Origin of the sequence: Curtobacterium sp. CFBP9011 (assembly GCF_034045095.1) — a bacterium.
Lineage (GTDB): Bacteria > Actinomycetota > Actinomycetes > Actinomycetales > Microbacteriaceae > Curtobacterium.
Map to the genome: position 1 here is coordinate 76,555 of NZ_JAXCWN010000008.1, position 20,539 is coordinate 97,093.

The following is a 20,539-nucleotide window of genomic DNA, read 5'->3' on the forward strand; positions in this document are numbered from 1 at the left end:
GCCCCCTTGCCGAGTGGTCACGGATCGTCGTTCTGACGCGTCCGGACCGACGGTCTTCGACCGCTCGGCGGAGGGAGAGCGGGGGGTCGTGACCGCTCGCAGCAGCGCTCGCCGGCACGCGGCACCGCCCGCCGCTCGCGGCAGCGACTGCACCGCGCCGCCCGCAGCGCCTCAGACGGACGCGCGCCAGTCGTCGACGTCGTCCTCGTCGTCGAGGGGCAGCGCGATCGACGACGTCGGCGGGTTGATCAGCGTCCGCTCGTCTCGGCGGTGCCGCAGCACGTCGTTGATGTACGCGGTCGTCGCCTCGGGCAGCGAAACCGACCGTTCTTCTTGCTGGGACATGAACCAGCGGTGCTCGAGCAGCTCGTGGAACACCTCGGCCGGCTCGAGTCGCCCACGCAGGTCGCGGGGGATGGCCCGGACGACGGGCTCGAACACCCGCGAGACCCACTCGTGCGCGACCATCTCCTCGTCGAGCTCCTCGCGGCCGTTGCGTGCCCGGTACGCGTCAAGGTCGTTGAGCAGTCGTCGGGCCTGGTTCTCCTCGGCGTCGAGACCGGTCAGGCGCAGCAGTCGACGTTGGTGGTGTCCGGCGTCGACGACCTTCGGCTGGATCCGGACCTGGGAACCGGCGTCGGCCGTGCGGATCGACAGCTCCTCGATGTCGAAGCCGAGGGCGTTCAGCCGCTCGACGCGGTCGTTGATGCGCCACCGCTCGGCCGCGTCGAACTGCTCGGTGCCGGTCAGCTCGGTCCACAGGGTGCGGTACTGCGCCACGATCCGGTTCGACACGTCGACGGGGTCCGCGTTCTCGTCGAGGCGCCCGCCGGCCTCGAGGTCCAGGAGCTCCCCGGCGATGTTCACGCGGGCCACCTCGAGGTCGTTCTCGCGTTGCCCGTTCGACAGTCCGCCCGGGTAGAGCTTGCCGGTCTCGGCGTCGACCAGGTAGGCCGCGAACGAGCCGGCGTCACGCCGGAACAGCGTGTTCGACAGCGAGACGTCACCCCAGTAGAAGCCGATGACGTGCAGCCGGACGAGCAGGAGTGCGAGGGCGTCCACGAGCCGGGTCGCGGTGTCCGGGCGCAGCGTCTGCGAGTACAGCGCGCGGTACGGGAGCGAGAAGCGCAGGTGCCGGGTGACCAGGACGGGCTGGAGTTCCTCGCCCTCGCGGCCGACCCGGTTGGTGATCACCGCGACGGGGTCGACGCACGGCACGTCCATCCGCTGCAGGGTGCGGAGCATGTCGTACTCGGACCGGGCCAGCTCGGCGCTGGTCTCCTTCACCGCGACGACGTACCCGCTGAGGTGCACGAACCGCACCAGGTGGCGCGAGATGCCCTTCGGCAGCGCGACGATCGTCTCCTCCGGCCAGGCGTCGAGGGGCAGGTCCCACGGCAGGTCGAGCAGGCCGGGATCGACGGTGGCTGCGGTGATGGTCATGGAGTCGGGCACGGCGGGTTCCTCTGGGTACTGGGACGAGAACGGACGGGAGGCGCGGTGCCAGCTGGCACCGCGCCTCCTGTGAGTGACTTCCAGCGTTACGCGCTGATGACGGCCTTGTCGTCGAGGCGCTCGCCCGACTCCGAGTCGAACATGTGCACGTGGCCCTGCTTCGGGCTCACGACGACGGTGTCGCCGATCGACGGGTGGTTGCGGCCGTCCACGCGGGTGACGATGTCGGTACGGGTACCGTTCACGTCGGCGTGGCCGTAGAGGTAGCCGTCGGCGCCGAGCTCTTCGACGACGTCGACCGTGACCGGCAGGCCCTCGCCCGAGTTCGACACGATGATGTCCTCGGGGCGGACGCCGACCGTGACCTGGGCCGAGCGGGCGTTCGACAGCGTGTCGCGGTCGACCGGGTGGTTCAGCGTGCCGAAGGTGATGCCGCCCTCGACCACGGAGGCCGGGAGCAGGTTCATCGCGGGCGAGCCGATGAAGCCGGCGACGAACACGTTGTTCGGCTTCTCGTACAGGTCGCGGGGGCTGCCGACCTGCTGCAGGATGCCGTCCTTGAGGACCGCGATGCGGTCACCCATGGTCAGGGCCTCGGTCTGGTCGTGCGTGACGTAGACGGTCGTGACGCCGAGACGACGCTGCAGCGACGCGATCTGCGTACGGGTCTGGACGCGGAGCTTGGCGTCGAGGTTCGACAGCGGCTCGTCCATGAGGAACACCTGCGGCTGACGGACGATCGCACGGCCCATCGCGACGCGCTGACGCTGACCACCGGAGAGCGCCTTCGGCTTGCGGCCGAGGTACTGCTCGAGGTCCAGGAGCTTCGCGGCTTCCTGCACGCGGGTGGCGCGCTCTTCCTTGCCGACGCCGGCGATCTTGAGCGCGAAGCCCATGTTCTCGGCGACGGTCATGTGCGGGTACAGCGCGTAGTTCTGGAACACCATCGCGATGTCGCGGTCCTTCGGCGGGACGTCGGTGACGTCGCGGTCGCCGATGCGGATCGCGCCGGAGTTGACCTCTTCGAGGCCGGCCAGCATGCGCAGGGACGTGGACTTGCCACAGCCCGAGGGGCCGACGAGGACGAGGAACTCGCCGTCGGCGACGTCCAGGTCGAGGGAGTCCACCGCGGGGCGGTTGCCTCCGGGGTACAGACGGGTTGCCTTGTCATAGGTGACGGACGCCATGAGCGTTCGGTCCTCTCCACCGGCAGGTACGTGCCGGACGATCCGTAGTGAAGCGACGACCCGCGAGGGCCGGCGGATGGTCGTCGTCGACCATCACTGGTCATACAACACGAGTTCTCCCAGCGGCGCCAGTGCGCAGCTGCCGGTCCACGGGGCGTTCCCTGCTGGTTGGCTGGTTCCCATCGGCCGCCACTACAATCGGCGGGTCCGTCCGCCGACCGGGGGGAGGCCGAGCGGACACCGACCAGGAGGACAGCCGCACGATGACCAACCGCCCTGAAGGTGACGCCCGCGCCCAGCGGAACGCGCGTCGCGCCGCCGCCCGCGAGCGAGCCCAGCGCACCCGCGCCCAGCAGAAGCGTCGCCAGCGCGGTGCCCGGCTCGGACTGCAGATCGGACTCGGCGTGGTGCTCGTCGCCGCCGCCACGATCGTGACGCTCGTGCTCGTGAACTCCTCGCGTCCCGCCGGACCCGGCCCCGACACCATGGCCGACGGCGGCATCACGATCAGCACCGGTCTGAAGGCGGTCGACCCGGCAGCCGCGTCGACCGCGCCGTCCCCGAGCGCCACTGACTCGGCCGACCCGGTGCGGATCACCCTGTACGTCGACTACCTCTGCCCGATCTGCGGCGCGTTCGAGTCCACGAACAGCGAGTACATCGAGGGCCTGGTCGACTCCGGTGCCGCGACGATCGACATCCACCCCGTCGCCATCCTGTCGAACCGCTCGCAGGGCACGAAGTACTCGCTCCGTGCGGCGAACGCAGCAGCCTGCGTGGCGCAGGAGTCGCCGGACTCGTTCTTCGCCGTGAACAAGGCCCTGTTCGCCAAGCAGCCGGAAGAGGGCACGCCGGGCCTGACGGACGAGCAGCTCGGCTCGCTGATCACGAGCATCCCGGGTGTGCGGCACGGCTCGACCATCGAGTCCTGCATCGAGGACCAGCGTTACGGCAAGTGGGTCGACGAGCGCACCACCGCGGTGAGCGGCGGCGACATCCCGGGTTCCGACCTGACGACGTTCCCGGGTACCCCGCTGGTGCTGGTCAACGGCCAGCAGTACCAGTACACGACCGCGTCGACGAACGACGAGTTCCGCACGTTCGTGGTCTCGGCCGCCGACAGCACCGACTCCACGCCGACGCCGACCCCGACGCCGAGCAGCTCGACGTCCGGGACCCCGTCGCCGTCGGCCACCGGGAAGTGACCGGCCGTCGCTCCTAGAGCGACGAGCCGGGGACGCTGAGCGTGTCGCAGCTCGTCGCCCCGCGTTCGTAGCCGCGCTCGAACCACCGCTGCCGTTGTTCGCTGGACCCGTGCGTGAACGAGTCCGGGTCGACCTGACCGGTCGCCTTCTCCTGGATGCTGTCGTCACCCACGGCGCTCGCCGCGGACAGGGCGTCGGCGATCTGGGCGCGGGTGACCGGCTCGAAGAACGTCGAGCCGTCGGCGGCCTTCGTCGTCGCCGCGTCCCCGACCCAGGCGCCCGCGTAGCAGTCTGCCTGCAGCTCGACGCGGACGCTGCCGGACGAGGCGCCGGTGCCGCTGCGGTCGGTGTCCGCGAAGGTGCCCTGCAGCTGCTGCACGTGGTGGCCCCACTCGTGCGCGACGACGTACATCTGCGCGAGCGGCCCACCCGAGGACCCGTAGGTCGACTTCAGGTCGTCGTAGAACGCGGTGTCGAGGAAGATCGCACGGTCCGGCGGGCAGTAGAACGGCCCGGTCGCCGCCGATGCTGTGCCGCACCCGGTGTCGGTCGAGCCGTCGAACAGGAAGAAGTCGGGCGTCGAGTACGACGTGCCGAGCTCTTGTGACTCGGCGCTCCAGTACGCGTCGAGCGACTCGGCGGCGCCCTCCATCCGGCATTCGACGTCGGCGTTGGCGTCGCGGCCGGTCTGGCACTCGGCGATCGGTGTGGCTTCGGCGCCACCCTGCTGGATCGGGGTGAGGCCGCCGCCACCGCCGACGAGCCCGCCGAGGTCGACCCCGGTGAACTGGGCGATGAGGAAGACCACGATCGCGGTGACACCGAGCGCGCCGCCGCCGATGGCCGTGGTGCGCCCGCGGCGCTTGACCTTGCCGCCCTGCAGCCGGGTGTCGTCGTTGAACGTCATGCCCCGAATCTACGGACCGGCGGCCGACCATGCCCGGAACCGGCCCGTGGCGACGCCGGCGGGTCAGGTGCGGACCAGCGGCTCCACCGCCGCCAGGTCCGCACCGATCCCGACGTCGACGAGTTCGATCCGTCCGGCGAGCGTCGCCGCCGGTCCCCGGAGCAGCCCGGCCTTCACCCCGCCGAACGTCACCGTGACGTCGGCGTGCAGCACGTGGTCGTCCGCGATGCCACCGGTGTCCACGTCGATGCCGCTCGGCACGTCCACCGCGACGACGAACGGCGCACGCTGTTCCCGGGCCAGCTCGCGGAGGCCGGCCACGACCTCCCGCGCCGGTGACCGCAGCGGTCCGCCGCCACCGATGCCGAGGATCCCGTCGAGCACCAGGTCCGCCTCGAGGGCGGCCTCCCGGCCGACCTGCGCCAGCCGCTCGCCGACCGGCGGGGTCGCCGCGTGCAGGATGTCCGCCGCACCCGACGCGGAACCGCTCGCACCGTCCGTCACCGGGTCGTCCAGGAGGCGCGCGCCGGCATCCCGGGCCGCTGCCAGGCCCGCCTCGTGGACACGTGAGCCGACGCGCAGGACCGTGACGTGCCTCCCGGCCGACGCCAGCCGCGCCCCCGCGAACAGGGCGTCCCCGCCGTTGTCGCCGCTGCCCGCGAGGACCAACACCGAACCCGGGCCGTCCCCGGGACGGACCGCCGGGTCGTCCAACAGGTCGCCGACGATCGCGGCCAACCCGTCGGCGGCCCGCTGCATGAGGGGCTCGCCCGCCGCCAGGTGCCCTCGTTCTGCCGCTCGGATCTGATCGCTGCCGTACCCGTCCATGCGAGCCACTGTGCCCCCGCTACCCTGGGCAGGCCATGTCTCTCGTCCCCGAAGCGCCCCGCCCCCGGGTGGTCATGTCCCCGGACGGCCTCCCGCTCGCCACCTACGACTTCGGAGACCCGGACGCCCCCGCGGTCGTCGCCGTGCACGGGTTCGCCTCCGGCGCGCTGCTCAACTGGCACGCCGCCGGGTGGACCCGCGACCTCGTCCGCGCCGGCCGCCGGGTCATCGTGTTCGACCAGCGCGGCCACGGGGCCAGCGGCAAGCCGCACGAGCCGCACGGCTACTCGATGGACCTGCTCGTCGACGACGTCACCGCGGTCATCGACACCTACCTGCTCGACGACGTCGCGTTCCTCGGGTACTCGCTCGGCGCCCGCGTCGGCTGGCACGCAGCCGAACGGATGAGCGACCGGATCTCACGCGCGGTCCTGGGCGGCATCCCCGACGCCGACCCGATGCGGCGCGTCCGCGTCGACCAGGCGCGCGCGTTCATCACCGACGGCACCCCGGTCGAGGACCGCGTCACAAACGGCTACCTGACGATGGCCGCCGGGGTGGAGGGCAACGACCTGCGCGCGCTCGTCGCCATGGTCGAGGGGATGCGGGACAGCATCGAACCGACACCCGAGAACGCGCCGACGCAGCCGCTGCTGCTCGCCGCGGGCAGCGAGGACGGCATCAAGGACAGCGCGCTGCGCCTCGCCGAGACGGCGCCGCACGCGACGTTCTTCGAGATCCCGGGGCGGAACCACTTCAACGCCCCGACGTCGCGGCACTTCCGGGAGGCGGCGATCGCGTTCCTGGGGGAGTCGGACTGACGCAGGTGCTCCGGTCGGGGCGGCCGGTCCGGCCTGTCTTGCCTGTCCGGCGACCGCTGACGGGTACTCGTGGGCCCTCCCGCCGCGGAGGCCGCGCGGCGTAGCGTCCGCGCCATGGAACACAGACTCCTCGGCAACAGCGGGACAGTGGTGTCGTCGCTGACCCTCGGCACCATGACGTTCGGCAGCGAAGCCGACGAACCCACCTCCCACGCCATCATCGACGCCTTCGTGGCCGGCGGCGGCACCTTCATCGACACGGCCGACGTGTACTCGGGCAACGAGTCCGAGCGGATCATCGGCCGCTGGCTGCAGGCCCACCCGACCGAGGCGCAGCAGGTCGTCCTCGCCACCAAGGGCCGCTTCCCGCAGGGCGACGGTCCCAACGACCTCGGACTGTCGCGCCGGCACCTGCGTGTCGCCCTCGACGCCTCGCTCGAGCGGCTCGGCGTCGAGCACATCGACCTGTACCAGATGCACGCGTGGGACGCCCTGACCCCGATCGAGGAGACCCTGCGCTTCCTCGACGACGCTGTCTCGGCCGGCAAGATCGGCTCGTACGGCTTCTCGAACTACCTCGGCTACCAGGTCACGAAGGCCGTCTACGAGGCGAAGGCGCACGGCTGGGCAGCGCCCGTCACCCTGCAGCCGCAGTACAACCTGCTGGTCCGCGACATCGAGCACGAGGTCGTGCCCGCCTGCCTGGACGCCGGCATCGGCCTGCTGCCGTGGTCGCCGCTCGCCGGTGGCTGGCTGTCCGGCAAGTACCAGCGCGACGAGGCCCCGACCGGCTCGACCCGTCTGGGGGAGGACCCGAAGCGCGGCATGGAGGCGTGGGAGGCCCGCAACGCCGACGAGCGCACGTGGCAGGTGCTCGACGCGGTCTCGACCGTCGCCGAAGCACACGGGGCCTCGCGCTCCCAGGTGTCCCTCGCCTGGCTGCTCGCCCGTCCGGCCGTGACGAGCGTCATCCTCGGCGCCCGGACCGTCGAACAGCTGCAGGACAACCTCGGCGCCGCGGACCTGGTGCTCGAGGACGCCGAACTCAGCGCGCTCACGGACGCCAGCGCACCCCGGGTGGACAACTACCCGTACGGGACGGCCGGGGTCGCGCAGCGCGTGCGGAAGATCAGCGGCGGACGCTGACCCGCCGCGACGCACCGGTGGCGCCGGATGATGCGGGAAACCGCTGATGTGGTCCGGGGGCGTGGACCCGGCAGCCGTGCCGGTGTCAGGATCGGTGCACGGCCGGCTGGTTACCGAGCCGAGCGCCTCGGAGCACCCCTGATCCGTGCTCCTGCGCCGGAGCCCCGAGCCCCCCGCTCGGGGCTCCGCCCTCTCCGGGCAGCGCGGTGTCGTGCCGAGCCCGGCCGCTTGGCTCCGTCCCGTTCAGCCGTTGCGTAGGATCTCGCAGGTGCTGAGTCGCCGTACCCCTGGGATGCTCGACCGCGCGGGGGTCAGGATCACCGCGTTGGTCCTGCTCGCCGTCGCTGCCGCCTACCAGTGCTTCTGGCGCATCGGCTCCGCCAACATCGGCGGTGACGAAGCGACGTACGTCAAGGCGGGACTCGCCTACGTGCACGGGCAGTTCGACCAGAACCGCGAGCACCCGCCGACTGCGAAGTACCTGTTCGGGCTCGCGCAGCTGATCGGCGGGCCAGGAGCCCTGGCGCCTCGGGTGCTCGTCGCGTCGCTCGTGGTGCTCGGCGCCGCGGTCATGTTCGTCTGGCTCCGAGCCGAGGTCGGCTTCTGGTCGGGCTTCGCCGCCGCCACGCTCTGGACGCTGACGCCCCGCGGTGGAGCGGGTGAGCGGCTCGACCGTGTCGCACTGCTCGATCCCGTGATGGTCTTCTTCGCGATCACCGCCCTGTTCGCCATCTGGATGTGGATCCGCACCGATCGATGGTGGTGGGTCCCGCTGTCCGCGGTCCTGATGGCGGCCTCCGTGACGTCGAAGGTCTCCACGCTCGTGCTGCTGCCGGTGTTCGTGCTCGCCCCGGTCCTCTTCGGGCGCTGGCGTGCACTGCTCGTCGCGGCGGTGGTGTGGGGAGCGACCTTCGTCGTCGCCGTCGTGGCGCTGTACGCCCCGATGGGGATGCGCTCGGCTGTGCTGTACATGCTGACGTTCCAGGAGGGGCAGAACGAGACCGGTCACCTCGTCTCGCTCGCTGGCCGCACGTACCAGTTCGCTCCGTGGTGGGCGAACTGGTGGTTCCTGCTCCACGGCGTCGGCACGCCCGTCGTCGTGGTGCTCGCCGTCGGGGTGCTGCTGGCGTTCGTCGTCCGACCGGACCGGTTCGTGGTGTTCCTGGTCGCGCCGCTGCTGCTGCTCGTGGTGTTCTACTCGGTCGTGGCCGAGATCGCACTGCCGACCTACTACGCCGCCTGGATGCCGTTCATCGTGATGCTCGCGGCCGTCGGCATCGGGCGTCTCGTGCAGCTCCGACCCTGGTGGCTGACGAGCGCCGTCGCGGTGGTCCTCGTCGGGGTGGCCGTGCTCGGCAGCCTGTCCACGGCGTCGACGATCTGGGAGTCACGGTCGACCGGCGTCGCCCGGCTGCTGCCGCTGCTCCGCCACGAGGGTGTCCGGCAGGGCAAGGTGTTCTTCGGTGCGATCACGCCGAGCGACTACGACCAGTACGTCGGCGACCGCGGTGTCCGCGACGTCGTCGACGCACCGTTCGTCGCCATCGTCGTCGGGCACGACCGACGGTTCCCGCTGCCGGCAGAGGTGCAGGAGCTGCTCGCGCACGAACGGGCGTCGTTCGACCGGGTCAGGCTCGACGGCGTCGTCGCGTGGATCCCCGACGGCGAGATCGTCCGGACGCAGGACGGCGGCCTGACAGTCCGGCGCTGACCGTTCGGCGCCTGACCGTCCGGCGCTGACCGTCCGGCGCTGACGATGGTGCAGAGGGCCGGCAGCGGGACTTGAACCCGCAACCCCCGTATTACAAGTACGGTGCGCTACCAATTGCGCCATGCCGGCTGACCCGACCATCGTACCGGCCGGGACACGACGACGGCGCCCGGGCCGCAGCCCGAGCGCCGTCAGCGACCCCTACTTCTCGGCCGAGAAGTTGAGCGAGACCGAGTTCATGCAGTACCGGTCGCCCGTGGGCGTCCCGAAGCCGTCCGGGAACACGTGGCCGAGGTGGCCGCCGCAGTTCGCGCACCGGACCTCGGTGCGGGCCATGCCGAGGGACTTGTCCTCGATGAGCTGCACCGCCGCGGGGTCGACCGACTCGTAGAACGACGGCCAACCGCAGCCGGAGTCGAACTTCGTGCCGCTCTTGAACAGCTCCGCACCACATGCCGCACACGTGTAGACGCCGGCGCGCTCCTCGTCGAGGAGTTCACCGGTCCACGGGCGCTCGGTGCCGGCCTGGCGGAGCACGGCGTACTGGTCCGGCGAGAGCTCCTCGCGCCACTGGGCGTCGGACTTGTCGACGTTGTATGCCATGTGCGTACCTCCTGGTTCCGACCGGGACGGGTGTCGACCGGTCATCGTGCGTCGCTGGACTAAACTCCGCGGGATGTCCGGTCATTCCGTCCACCGTGCCCGCTGGGAACACCTGACGACCGACGGACTGTACGACATCGTCCGGCTGCGGAACCGGGTGTTCGCCCTCGAACAGCGCGTCACGGCCGAGGACTTCGACGGCCGCGACCGCGACCCGGACACCGAGCACTGGTGGACCGAGCAGCGGCTGACCGGCGACACCGAGACCCCGGTCACCGGGTACCTCCGCCTGGTCCGACCGGCCGCCGCCGAACCGCACCCCGCCGACAGTGCCGCGCCGACCCGGGTGATCGGCCGGGTCGCGACGCACCCGGACCACCGCGGACAGGGCGTCGCCAGCCGACTCGTCGCCGCCGTGCTCGCCGAACACGGACACGAGGCGTTCGTCCTGCACGCCCAGCAGTACGTCGCCGCGCTCTACGAACGCCACGGTTTCGTCCGCTTCGGCACCCCCTACGACGAAGCCGGCATCACCCACGTCGGCATGTACCGCCCGGCGTCCTGATGGACACCCGGCAGCGCTACCGCACCTACGCGGACCGGATCGCGTCCGTCTCACCCGCGTACGCGGCCTGGGCCCGCTCCGTCGACGACGACCTGGTCGCGCTCCTCGACGAGGTCCCCGCCACCCAGCGGCAGCCCGAGCTCCTGTTCGCGGTCGCCCGACGTCTCGGCGCCGACCCGACCGACGCCGGTTCGCTCCGCGCCCTCGGACGGGAGGCCCGCCCCGCCCTGGTCGCGGCCCTCACCACCGCCACGGTGCAGGCCAACGACCCGCGCCGGCTCGCTCCCGTCGTGCCCGTGCTCGCCGTGCTCGCCGCATCGACCGACCGACCGCTCGGCCTGCTCGACGTCGGCGCGGCGGCCGGGCTCTGCTCGATCCCGGACCGGGTGACGCTCGACCACCGGCAGCTCGACCGCCCCGACGGAGCACCGGGGCCGCTCGTCCGGGTGCACACCGCGGTGCCGGGGCCCGCCGTGCACCTGGTCGCCGACGTCACCGGGACACCTCCAGGACGGGCAGCGCGGTCGATCCGGATCGGGGCGCGGGTGGCGCTCGACCCGAACCCGATCGACCCCGAGGCACCGGGCGCGCTCGAGCGACTCGTCGAGGCCGTCCCGCCGGAGGCGACGGACCGGACCGCCCTGATGGCGGAGGCGTTGCGGGCGACGCTGGTGGAGCCTCCAGTCCGGATCCGCGGTCGCGTGCCGGAGGACCTGGACCGGGCCCTCGACGCCCTGCCGGACGACTGCGAGCCGGTCGTGATGACCACCGGGACCCTCGTGTACGTGCCGGGTGCCGGGCGGCAGCAGCTCGTCGATCGCCTGCGTGCGCGTGGCGTGCACTGGGTGGCGCTCGAGCGGACCGGGATCCTCGCCGGGGTCGCGGCGACGCTGCCGCCCGACGTCGACCCCGCCGATCCGGACGCGTTCGCGACGCTCTCCCTCGACGGTCGGGCGCTCGCCGTGTCCGACGCGTTCGGCACCCGGGTCCGGTGGTTCGGCCGGACGCTCGGCTGAGCGGGTTCCGCGACAGTCCAGCGCCGTGCCAGGGTCGACCCGCCGAGCGCCCCTACGATGTGCGAGACCTGCAACCCGTCCGCGATCGGAACCAGTGTGACCGCCCTCCCCGCCGACGAGCTCACCGAGCTCGCCAAGCACGTGCTCGCGTTCGAGCACGAGCGGGCACGGCACGACCGGACGAAGGAAGCGGAGATCCGCGTCGAGTTCGACTGGTCGCCGACGCGGTACTACCAGGTGTTGAACCGGGTGATCGACTCACCGGCGGCCCTGGCGTACGACCCGCAGCTGGTCACCCGGCTGCAGCGTCTCCGCCGGGCCCGGACCAGTGCCCGTGCCGCCCGCAGTTTCGTCGCGCCCCCGGCCGACCACGAAGGACGTGAAGAGGAACGATGACGAGATTCCCGCGAGACCGGTTCGACGACGTCACCGACGGCCCGCGCGTCGGCGCGCACCGCGGTGCCACCCGTCGGGGTGGCGGCTGGGTCGTGTTCGCTTGGGCGGCCCTCGCCACCGGCGTCCTGGTCGGTGTCGGCGTCCTCGTGCTCGCCCTCGCCAACGGCAGCGTGCAGTTCACCGAGGGCAGCGGTGGGGCCTCGTCGGCGCCGTCCTCCTCGGCGAGCCCGACGCCGTCCAGCGGTGCGGCCGCCGGGTCGGAGCCGTCGGACCAGGCCTCCACGGAGGCCCCGGCGGCGGGTGGGTCTCCGACCGACCAGGGGTCGACCACCCTCGTCGTGCTGAACGGGACCTCGACGACGGGTCTCGCCGCGAACGCCTCGTCGAAGCTCGCCGGCGCCGGGTGGAAGGTGACGTCCACGGGCGACGCCGGTACCACCGGGTCGACGCAGACCATCGTCTACTACCAGCAGGCGTCGCAGGCAGCGGTCGCCCAGGGCATCGCGAAGTCGCTCGGGACCTCCGCGGTGCAGCAGTCGTCGGCCTTCCCGAACGCCGACGTGTCGGTCGTCCTCGGCGCTGACTTCACCGGCTGAGACCGCTGATCCGGCGCCCTGTGTTTCCAGCAGGTTGCGGATCGTGGCTCGCCGCGTGAAATAGGTGTCACACCCCTTGCCGAAATCGTGACACTCGGTCAGAGTCACCAGTGGTCACCCCGTGATCGCGACATGTCCTCACTTCAGAGGCGGTGCCGCGTGACCGGGAGAGGCGACACGGCCTCGGACCCGACGGATGCCATTTGCGATGGCGCCGTCGTTCGCACCAGCAGTACCGCAGGGAGCAAGGAACATGGCCAACGGAACCGTGAAGTGGTTCAACGCCGAGAAGGGCTTCGGCTTCATCACCGTGGATGGAGGGGGCCAGGACGTGTTCGTGCACTACTCGGCCATCGACATGAACGGCTACAAGGTCCTCGAGGAGGGCCAGGCAGTGACGTTCGACGTCGGGACCGGGTCGAAGGGCCCGCAGGCCGAGTCGGTCCGCCCCGCCTGAGTCGCAGAACCGCTCGCGAACGCGTCGTCCCCGTCGGGGGCGGCGCGTTCGTCATGTGGCACTGCCGTCATGTGGGCACTGCCGTCGAGTGGGCACTGCCGTCGAGTCGGTGGCCGCTGCGGGCCGGGCCGACCTGTGGAAGCGGGGCGAGCCTCCAGACTGTGTTGCACTCTCGGGTGGCGAGTGCCAGAATCGGGCTTGGCACTCGGTCACACTGAGTGCCAGAACGACCCCGATGACGACGTCCGGGAGGGACGAAGAACTCACATGGCAAAGATCATTGCTTTCAACGAAGAGGCCCGACGCGGCCTCGAGCGCGGCCTCAACCAGCTGGCCGACGCCGTGAAGGTGACGCTCGGCCCGCGCGGCCGCAACGTCGTCCTCGAGAAGAAGTGGGGCGCCCCCACGATCACGAACGACGGTGTCTCCATCGCCAAGGAGATCGAGCTCGACGACCCGTACGAGAAGATCGGTGCGGAGCTCGTCAAGGAGGTCGCCAAGAAGACCGACGACGTCGCCGGTGACGGTACGACCACCGCAACGGTGCTCGCCCAGGCACTCGTCCGTGAAGGCCTGCGCAACGTCGCGGCCGGCGCCGACCCCATCTCCCTGAAGCGCGGCATCGAGAAGGCCGTCGCGGCCGTCTCCGAGCAGCTGCTCGCCGACGCCAAGGAGATCGAGACCAAGGACCAGATCGCCGCCACCGCGTCGATCTCGGCCGCTGACCCGACCATCGGCGCGCTCATCGCCGAGGCCATCGACAAGGTCGGCAAGGAAGGTGTCGTCACCGTCGAGGAGTCGAACACCTTCGGCACCGAGCTCGAGCTGACCGAGGGCATGCGCTTCGACAAGGGCTACCTGTCGCAGTACTTCGTCACCGACCCCGAGCGTCAGGAAGCCGTCTTCGAAGACGCGTACGTCCTGATCGTCAACTCGAAGATCTCGAACATCAAGGACCTCCTGCCGGTCGTCGACAAGGTGATCCAGGCGGGCAAGCAGCTCCTGATCATCGCCGAGGACGTCGACGGTGAGGCCCTGGCCACGCTCGTCGTGAACAAGATCCGCGGCATCTTCAAGTCCGTCGCCGTCAAGGCCCCGGGCTTCGGCGACCGTCGCAAGGCCATGCTGCAGGACATCGCGATCCTCACCGGCGGACAGGTCATCTCGGAAGAGGTCGGCCTCAAGCTCGAGAACGCGACGCTCGACCTCCTCGGTCGTGCCCGCAAGGTCGTCATCACCAAGGACGAGACGACCATCGTCGAGGGTGCCGGCGACGCCGAGCAGATCGCCGGCCGCGTCCGTCAGATCCGCTCCGAGATCGAGGCGACCGACTCCGACTACGACCGCGAGAAGCTCCAGGAGCGCCTCGCGAAGCTCGCCGGTGGCGTGGCCGTCATCAAGGCGGGTGCCGCGACCGAGGTCGAGCTCAAGGAGCGCAAGCACCGCATCGAGGACGCCGTCCGCAACGCGAAGGCAGCCGTCGAAGAGGGCATCGTCGCCGGTGGTGGCGTCGCCCTCATCCAGGCCGGCAAGGTCGCGCTCGACGGTCTCTCGCTCGAGGGCGACGAGGCAACCGGCGCGAACATCGTCCGTGTCGCCATCGACGCGCCGCTCAAGCAGATCGCGCTCAACGCCGGTCTCGAGCCGGGTGTCGTCGCTGCTCGGGTCCGCGAGCTCGAGTCCGGTTGGGGCCTCAACGCCGCGACCGGCGAGTACGTCGACCTGATCGCCGCGGGCATCATCGACCCCGCCAAGGTCACGCGTTCGGCGCTGCAGAACGCTGCTTCGATCGCCGGTCTGTTCCTCACGACCGAGGCCGTCGTCGCCGACAAGCCGGAGAAGAACCCGGCCATGCCGGCCGGCGACCCCACGGGTGGCATGGACTTCTAGTCCGGACCTGCTCGGCAAGGGCCCTCGTACGCTTCGCGTGCGGGGGCCCTTCCGCGTGCCCGGCGGCCTGCGGCCGGGCGGCGGCCTGGCGGCCTGCCGGCCGGCCGACCGGTCACGACTCCCCGCTCACCTCCGCCGAGCGGTCAGGAAACGTCGTTCTCCGCTCGTCCGACCGACGATTCGAGACCGGTCGGCGGCGTGCGTTCGGGCGCGTACGGGGCTGGCCCGTCCCGCACTGGAGGCGCGGCAACCGTCGTTCTCCACAGATACGTCAGCGGTCGTGCACGCTCCACACGGGTGTCCGAAGCTCGGGGATGCGCACACCTCGCCCCCTTCCCGACCCGTGGCAGGAACGACCGTTCCGGGTTCGGGACGCCGTCGATGCCGGCATCAACGCCGAGCGACTGCGCCGACGAGACCTCGACATCCCGGTCCACGGAGTCCGCGATCGAGCGGGAAGTCGAGGCTTCTCGGAGTTCGTTGCCGCCGTCGCGCTCGTCATGGCGCCCGACCAGTTCTTCAGCCACACCACTGCTGCCCGGCTCTGGGGCGCACCGCTTCCGCGGATTGTGCAGGACGGCGGCGAGGTGCACGTCTCGACGATCGGGGACGGCGTCCGGATGCGACGGCCCGGTGTGGTCAGCCATCGCATCGCCGCATCGATGCCTGTCGAGCTGGACGGCCGGAGCATTGCGAACCCGGCGGACACTTGGTTCCAGTGCGCAGGACTGCTCGGGGCCGGAGCCCTCGTGGCAGTCGGCGACCACGTCGTCGGCAGGAACCAGCTCGCGACCATCGACGAGCTGCGAGCAGCGGTCGTCCCGGGCGCTCGACACGTCGTCAAGGCTCGTACCGCGCTCGAACTCGTGCGGGTCGGCTCCGAATCTGCGATGGAGACCTGGTGGCGATTGGCGGTCGTCGAGGCGGGGTTCGACGAGCCGGAGCTGAACCTCGAGGTCCACGACGGCTCGGGGCGCTTCCTCGGCCGCGTCGACATGGCGTGGCCCGAGCACCGGATCGCGCTCGAGTACGACGGGGACCACCACCGAGAGCGTGATGTCTTCCAGCATGACCAACAGCGAGACAACGGTTTCGTGGTCAACGACTGGATCGTGGTGCACGCCACCGCGGCGGATCGTGCCCGACCGGCGGTCCTCTTCCAGCGCCTCCGTCAGGCGTTCGCCCACCGACTGGTCACAGGTCGTCGGTTCGTGATCTGACGGAGGCGGTGTGGGCCTCCCGTCACGAGCGGTCAGACGGCTGCGGCGCGCCGTCGGCCCTTCGCCGAGTGGTCACGAACCGTCGCTCCCGCCGACGGAGAACGACGTTCTGTGACCGCTCGGCGGAACTGAGCGGGGAGTCGTGACCGCTCGGCAAGGCGGGGCGAGGCGGGGCGGCGGCGGGGCGAAGCGGCGGCGAGGCGGGCCGGGACGGCCGCCCCGCGCGAAGCGACCGTCAGGACAGGGCAGGGGTGGCGGGCGCGCCCTCGCGCGGCAGCAGCGGCAGCCACACGCGGAAGGTGGCACCGCCGCCGGGGGTGTCGAACACCTCGACCGACCCGTGGTGCGCGTGCACGATGCCCGACACGATCGCGAGTCCGAGGCCCGAGCCGCCGGTGTCACGCGCGCGCGAGGTGTCGGCACGCCAGAAGCGCTGGAAGATCTTCTCGCGCAACTGCGGCGGGATGCCCTCACCGTGGTCGATGACGTCGATGTGGGCCATCTCGCGCTCGTCGTCCACGCCGATGCCGATCTCGATCGGGTCGTCGTGCTCGGTGAACCGCATGGCGTTGCCCATCAGGTTCGTGACGATCTGGCGGACCTTGTTCTCCTCTGCCAGGACGATCGGCGGTCGCTTGGGCAGCACGATGGTCGGCAGGGGAGTGGTCTCGTCGGTCGGGTTCTTGGTGTCGAGGCTCATCGCCCGGGTACGCCGAGCCCGGAGGCGCGCGATCGTCTGGCGTGAGAACGCGATCGGCCCGGTGGTGTTGAGCGGCGGCGAGGCGGGGACGGACGGGCTGCCGGAGACCTCGACAGCGGCACCGAAGGAGCTCATCGGTCGGACCGCCTGCGGGACGTTCTCGCCGGTGAGGGAGTCCTCGACCAAGACCTGGATCTCGCGGTCCGGGTTGGAGGCCATCGTGTCGAGCGCGGAGTCGCGGGCGATGGTGACGAGGTCGACCGGGCCGAGCTCGAGCGGTTTCGACTCGTCGATGCGGGCGAGCTGCAGCAGGTCCTGCACCAGGAGGCCCATGCGCTTGGCCTCTTTCTCGATGCGGTCCATCGCCTGCGCGACGTCCTCTTCCTTGCGGAGCGCGCCCATCCGGTAGAGCTCTGCGTACCCGCGGAGGGACACCAGCGGCGTCCGGAGCTCGTGCGAGGCGTCCCCGACGAAGCGGCGCATCTGGTCGATCGTGCGCTCGCGGTCCTCGAACGCGTCGTCGATCCGCTCGAGCATGGCGTTGAGGGAGCGGTTCAGCCGGCCGACCTCGGTGTTCGGGGTGTCCGCGTCGAGGCGCTGGTTGAAGTCCCCGGCAGCGAAGCGGGCAGCTGTGTCCTCGACGTTCCGCAGCGGGTCGAACGTGGCGGTGACCAGGAGGCGCGTGAGCATCGCCCCGAGCAGGATCACCGAGATGCCGAACAGCAGGAAGATGACGGTGAACTGCGCGATGGTCTGGTCGGTGCCGGCGCTGGAGACCGCGACGAGCACGTAGCCGGTCTCGGTGGCCCCGGTGGAGAGGTTCTGCAGGTTCGCGGGGATGACCTGGGCACGCCACTCGTGGTTGTGCTGCTCGTCGTACAGGCTGAAGGGCGCCGAGGTGGAGGCCGCCGACGAGAAGCGCACGCGGGAGACGTCCGGCTGCGACGGCGACTCCGTGTCGCAGATCTGCTTGCCACGACCGTCGTACGCGGCGACGTAGGAGCTCTTCTCGAGCACCATCGACAGCTTGCAGTACTGCTCACCGTCACTGACGTTCTGGCCTTCGAGCTGCGAGCTCGTGGTCGTCACCTGCGTGTCGAGCTGTCGCATCAGGTACGTACTCAGCACCGTCATCGTGCCGAGCCCGGCGACGAGCAGGCCGAGCGCGACCAGGAGGACGGTGATCCCGGTGATCTTGGTGCGGAGGGAGATCGCGTCCCACCAGTGACTCATTCGCGCGTGCATGCTTCCCCAACAGTAAGCGGCGGCCGCCGGAGAGAACCCGACGGCCGCCGACAGTCAGCTGTGACTGCTCAGGAGGCCTTGGTCGCCTTGAGCATGTAGCCGAAGCCACGCTTGGTCTGGATGATCGGCTCGGCCGAGTACTGGTCGAGCTTCCGACGGAGGTACGAGATGTAGGACTCCACGATGCCGGCGTCGCCGTTGAAGTCGTACTCCCACACGTGGTCGAGGATCTGCGCCTTCGAGAGCACGCGGTTCGGGTTGAGCATGAGGTAGCGGAGCAGCTTGAACTCGGTGGGGGAGAGCTCGATCTGCGCATCGCCGATGGTGACCTCGTGCGTGTCCTGGTCCATCGTGAGTTCGCCGGCGCGGATGATCGCGTCTTCTTCGTCGTTCATCGTCCGGCGCAGGATCGCCTTGATGCGGGCGACGATCTCGTCGAGGGAGAACGGCTTCGTCACGTAGTCGTCGCCGCCGACCGTGAGGCCGGTGATCTTGTCCTCGGTGTCGTCCTTCGCCGTGAGGAAGAGGATCGGCGAGGTGTAGCCCGACGAACGGAGGCGCTTGGTCACGCCGAACCCGTTCATGTCGGGGAGCATGACGTCGAGGATGATGAGGTCCGGCTCCTCTTCGAGCACGGCGGAGATCGCCTGTGCCCCGTTCCCGACCGCCCGCACGGCGAAACCGGCGAAGCGAAGCGAGGTCGTGAGGAGATCGCGGATGTTCGGCTCGTCGTCGACGATGAGGATCTTGGGTCCGTCGGTCATGTGACCATCATCTGGCTGTTCCCTGGCCGCTTCCTGGGAGCCGTTCGTGTGTCGGCTAGGGACCGTCGCAACCGGCGGCGCGCGTCGCTACGCGACCGGCGCAGCCAGCTGGTCGGCGTCGAGGATCGTGTACGAGTACCCCTGCTCCGCCAGGAACCGCTGCCGGTTCTGCGCGAAGTCCTGGTCCACCGTGTCGCGGGTCACGAGCGTGTAGAACGACGCCGGCACGCCGTCCTTGTTCGGCCGGAGCAGACGCCCGAGCCGCTGGGCCTCTTCTTGTCGGGACCCGAACGAGCCGGACACCTGGATCGCCACGGTCGCGTCGGGCAGGTCGACCGAGAAGTTCGCGACCTTCGACACGACGAGCACGTCGATGCTGCCTTCGCGGAACGCCTGGTAGAGCCGTTCGCGCTCGTCGACGGGCGTCGCACCGGTGATCTCGGCGGCGTCGAGGGACGCTGCGAGTTCGTCGAGCTGGTCGATGTACTGCCCGATCACCAGGATCTGCTCACCGCGGTGCTTCTCGATGAGGTCGCGGACCACCGGGGTCTTCGCCGGGGACGTCGCTGCCAGTCGGTAGCGCTCGTCGTCACTCGACGCCGCGTACTCCAGGCGGTCCTCGTGGGACAGGTCGATCCGGACCTCGTAGCACTCGGCGGGGGAGATGTATCCCTGCGCCTCGATCTCCTTCCACGGGGCGTCGTAGCGCTTCGGCCCGATCAGGGAGAACACGTCGCCTTCGCGACCGTCTTCACGCACCAGGGTCGCCGTCAGTCCCAGGCGTCGACGGGCCTGGAGGTCCGCCGTCAGCTTGAAGACCGGTGCGGGCAGCAGGTGCACCTCGTCGTAGACCACGAGCCCCCAGTCGAGCGCGTCGAGGAGCGAGAGGTGCGTGTACACGCCCTTCCGACGGGCCGTGAGGATCTGGTACGTCGCGATCGTGACGGGTCGGATCTCCTTGACGCTGCCGGAGTACTCGCCGATCTCGGCCTCGGTCAGGGTGGTGCGGCGGAGGAGCTCCGTCCGCCACTGCCGTGCCGAGACGGTGTTCGTGACGAGGATGAGCGTGGTCGCCTTGACGGTCGCCATCGCCCCGGCACCGACGAGGGTCTTGCCGGCGCCACAGGGCAGCACGACGACGCCGGAGCCCTGCTGGAAGAAGCTGTCGACGGCCTCGTGCTGGTACGGCCGGAGGTCCCAGTCCGCGGTGTCGAGGTCGATCTGGTGCGGCTGCCCCGGCGTGTACCCGGCGAGGTCCTCGGCCGGCCAGCCGATCTTCACCAGCTCCTGCTTCACCTGTCCGCGGGCCCACGCCTGCAGCTCGACGGCGTGCTCGGAGCGTCGTTCGCCGAGCAGCGGCTGGATGCGCTTGGACCGGACGACCTCGGCGAGGACCGCCGGGTCCGACGCGGTGAGCACGAGGGCGGGCTGCTGCTCGAGCTCCTCGCCCGGGGAGTTCGCGATGACGGGGGCGTCCTCGCGCTCCTCACGCCGGATGACGAGCCGGCCGTACCGCGAGACGGTGTCCTCGATGTCCACCGTCACGCTCTGCGGCACCGGGAACTTCGCGAACCGTTCGAGCGTGTCGATCATCGACGCTGCGTCGTGCCCGGCAGCACGCGCGTTCCACAACCCGAGCCGCGTGATGCGGTACGTGTGCACGTGCTCCGGGGCGCGTTCGAGCTCGGCGAACACCGCCAACGCGTGCCGGGCGTCCTCAGCCTGAGGGTGCGCGACCTCGAGGAGCACGGTGCGGTCACTCTGCACGATCAGCGGTCCGTTCATGACGGATCAGCCTAGGCGGCGCAGCCGGTGCGTGACCCGGTT

Annotated in this window: 19 protein-coding genes and 1 tRNA gene; 11 read left to right on the forward strand and 9 right to left on the reverse strand. The window is 70.5% G+C overall.

Annotation, left to right across the window (positions count from 1 at the left end; all coding sequences use genetic code 11):
* Nucleotides 1–171: 171 nt before the first annotated feature.
* Nucleotides 172–1,455 carry a DUF4032 domain-containing protein gene (locus SOM35_RS15250; protein WP_111073802.1) on the reverse strand — a complete coding sequence of 428 codons (1,284 nt, stop codon included), beginning with the start codon at nucleotides 1,453–1,455 and terminating at the stop codon, nucleotides 172–174.
* A gap of 86 nt (nucleotides 1,456–1,541) precedes the next feature.
* Nucleotides 1,542–2,642 carry an ABC transporter ATP-binding protein gene (locus SOM35_RS15255; protein WP_111073801.1) on the reverse strand — a complete coding sequence of 367 codons (1,101 nt, stop codon included), beginning with the start codon at nucleotides 2,640–2,642 and terminating at the stop codon, nucleotides 1,542–1,544.
* Between the two features lie 263 nt (nucleotides 2,643–2,905).
* On the opposite strand from SOM35_RS15255, the gene SOM35_RS15260 reads away from it, so the two are divergent.
* Entirely contained in the window at nucleotides 2,906–3,847 is a 942-nt protein-coding gene (locus tag SOM35_RS15260) for a DsbA family protein (RefSeq protein ID WP_320516040.1), read from the forward strand.
* 13 nt (nucleotides 3,848–3,860) lie between these two features.
* Here the strand turns inward: SOM35_RS15260 and ypfJ are convergent, their stop codons facing one another.
* Both ypfJ and SOM35_RS15270 read right to left on the reverse strand, forming a co-directional pair.
* Complete coding sequence (gene ypfJ, locus SOM35_RS15265) at nucleotides 3,861–4,754, reverse strand: KPN_02809 family neutral zinc metallopeptidase (RefSeq protein WP_320516041.1); 894 nt, start codon at nucleotides 4,752–4,754, stop codon at nucleotides 3,861–3,863.
* Nucleotides 4,755–4,817: 63 nt separating this feature from the next.
* Nucleotides 4,818–5,582, reverse strand: coding sequence for an NAD(P)H-hydrate epimerase (locus tag SOM35_RS15270; protein ID WP_320516042.1), 765 nt, complete (start codon nucleotides 5,580–5,582; stop codon nucleotides 4,818–4,820).
* A gap of 35 nt (nucleotides 5,583–5,617) precedes the next feature.
* Between SOM35_RS15270 and SOM35_RS15275 the strand changes: the two genes are divergently transcribed.
* The 3 genes from SOM35_RS15275 (at nucleotide 5,618) to SOM35_RS15285 (ending at nucleotide 9,260) form a co-directional block, all read left to right on the forward strand.
* Nucleotides 5,618–6,403 carry an alpha/beta fold hydrolase gene (locus tag SOM35_RS15275; protein WP_320516043.1) on the forward strand — a complete coding sequence of 262 codons (786 nt, stop codon included), beginning with the start codon at nucleotides 5,618–5,620 and terminating at the stop codon, nucleotides 6,401–6,403.
* A 114-nt stretch (nucleotides 6,404–6,517) separates the two neighbouring features.
* Nucleotides 6,518–7,549 (forward strand): aldo/keto reductase, encoded by a 1,032-nt coding sequence (locus SOM35_RS15280; RefSeq protein ID WP_320516044.1) that lies wholly within the window; start codon nucleotides 6,518–6,520, stop codon nucleotides 7,547–7,549.
* Between the two features lie 268 nt (nucleotides 7,550–7,817).
* Entirely contained in the window at nucleotides 7,818–9,260 is a 1,443-nt protein-coding gene (locus SOM35_RS15285) for an ArnT family glycosyltransferase (protein ID WP_320516045.1), read from the forward strand.
* A 56-nt stretch (nucleotides 9,261–9,316) separates the two neighbouring features.
* Here SOM35_RS15285 and SOM35_RS15290 read toward each other — a convergent pair.
* Nucleotides 9,317–9,389 (reverse strand) — tRNA-Thr (locus SOM35_RS15290).
* Nucleotides 9,390–9,461: 72 nt separating this feature from the next.
* The gene (gene msrB / locus SOM35_RS15295; protein WP_111073793.1) at nucleotides 9,462–9,863 is read right to left on the reverse strand and encodes a peptide-methionine (R)-S-oxide reductase MsrB; all 402 of its coding nucleotides are present in this window, start codon (nucleotides 9,861–9,863) and stop codon (nucleotides 9,462–9,464) included.
* A gap of 73 nt (nucleotides 9,864–9,936) precedes the next feature.
* Here msrB and SOM35_RS15300 point away from each other — a divergent pair, with 73 nt between their 5' ends.
* The 7 genes from SOM35_RS15300 to SOM35_RS15330 all read left to right on the forward strand — a co-directional run bounded on the left by SOM35_RS15300 (nucleotide 9,937) and on the right by SOM35_RS15330 (nucleotide 16,003).
* Nucleotides 9,937–10,428: a GNAT family N-acetyltransferase gene (locus tag SOM35_RS15300; protein WP_320516046.1), complete on the forward strand. Its 492-nt coding sequence runs from the start codon at nucleotides 9,937–9,939 to the stop codon at nucleotides 10,426–10,428.
* The gene (locus SOM35_RS15305; protein WP_320516047.1) at nucleotides 10,428–11,444 is read left to right on the forward strand and encodes a DUF2332 family protein; all 1,017 of its coding nucleotides are present in this window, start codon (nucleotides 10,428–10,430) and stop codon (nucleotides 11,442–11,444) included. Before SOM35_RS15300 ends, SOM35_RS15305 begins: the two co-directional genes overlap by 1 nt.
* A 96-nt stretch (nucleotides 11,445–11,540) precedes the next feature.
* Nucleotides 11,541–11,840: a DUF3263 domain-containing protein gene (locus SOM35_RS15310; RefSeq protein ID WP_320516048.1), complete on the forward strand. Its 300-nt coding sequence runs from the start codon at nucleotides 11,541–11,543 to the stop codon at nucleotides 11,838–11,840.
* Nucleotides 11,837–12,436, forward strand: coding sequence for a LytR C-terminal domain-containing protein (locus SOM35_RS15315; protein ID WP_320516049.1), 600 nt, complete (start codon nucleotides 11,837–11,839; stop codon nucleotides 12,434–12,436). The genes SOM35_RS15310 and SOM35_RS15315 overlap by 4 nt, the downstream gene beginning before the upstream one ends.
* Before the next feature lie 253 nt (nucleotides 12,437–12,689).
* A complete protein-coding gene (locus tag SOM35_RS15320) occupies nucleotides 12,690–12,893 on the forward strand; it encodes a cold-shock protein (protein ID WP_056120541.1) in 204 nt (67 codons plus the stop codon).
* Nucleotides 12,894–13,160: 267 nt separating this feature from the next.
* On the forward strand, nucleotides 13,161–14,783 hold the full coding sequence (gene groL / locus SOM35_RS15325; protein ID WP_111073788.1) for a chaperonin GroEL: 1,623 nt from the start codon (nucleotides 13,161–13,163) through the stop codon (nucleotides 14,781–14,783).
* A 314-nt stretch (nucleotides 14,784–15,097) separates the two neighbouring features.
* On the forward strand, nucleotides 15,098–16,003 hold the full coding sequence (locus SOM35_RS15330) for a hypothetical protein (protein WP_320516050.1): 906 nt from the start codon (nucleotides 15,098–15,100) through the stop codon (nucleotides 16,001–16,003).
* A 235-nt stretch (nucleotides 16,004–16,238) separates the two neighbouring features.
* Here the strand turns inward: SOM35_RS15330 and SOM35_RS15335 are convergent, their stop codons facing one another.
* The 3 genes from SOM35_RS15335 to SOM35_RS15345 all read right to left on the reverse strand — a co-directional run bounded on the left by SOM35_RS15335 (nucleotide 16,239) and on the right by SOM35_RS15345 (nucleotide 20,497).
* Nucleotides 16,239–17,936, reverse strand: a complete 1,698-nt coding sequence (locus tag SOM35_RS15335) for a sensor histidine kinase (protein ID WP_320516051.1) — start codon at nucleotides 17,934–17,936, stop codon at nucleotides 16,239–16,241.
* A gap of 80 nt (nucleotides 17,937–18,016) precedes the next feature.
* A complete protein-coding gene (locus SOM35_RS15340) occupies nucleotides 18,017–18,712 on the reverse strand; it encodes a response regulator transcription factor (RefSeq protein ID WP_110824090.1) in 696 nt (231 codons plus the stop codon).
* 87 nt (nucleotides 18,713–18,799) lie between these two features.
* Nucleotides 18,800–20,497 carry a DNA repair helicase XPB gene (locus tag SOM35_RS15345; RefSeq protein WP_320516052.1) on the reverse strand — a complete coding sequence of 566 codons (1,698 nt, stop codon included), beginning with the start codon at nucleotides 20,495–20,497 and terminating at the stop codon, nucleotides 18,800–18,802.
* Nucleotides 20,498–20,539 lie beyond the last annotated feature (42 nt).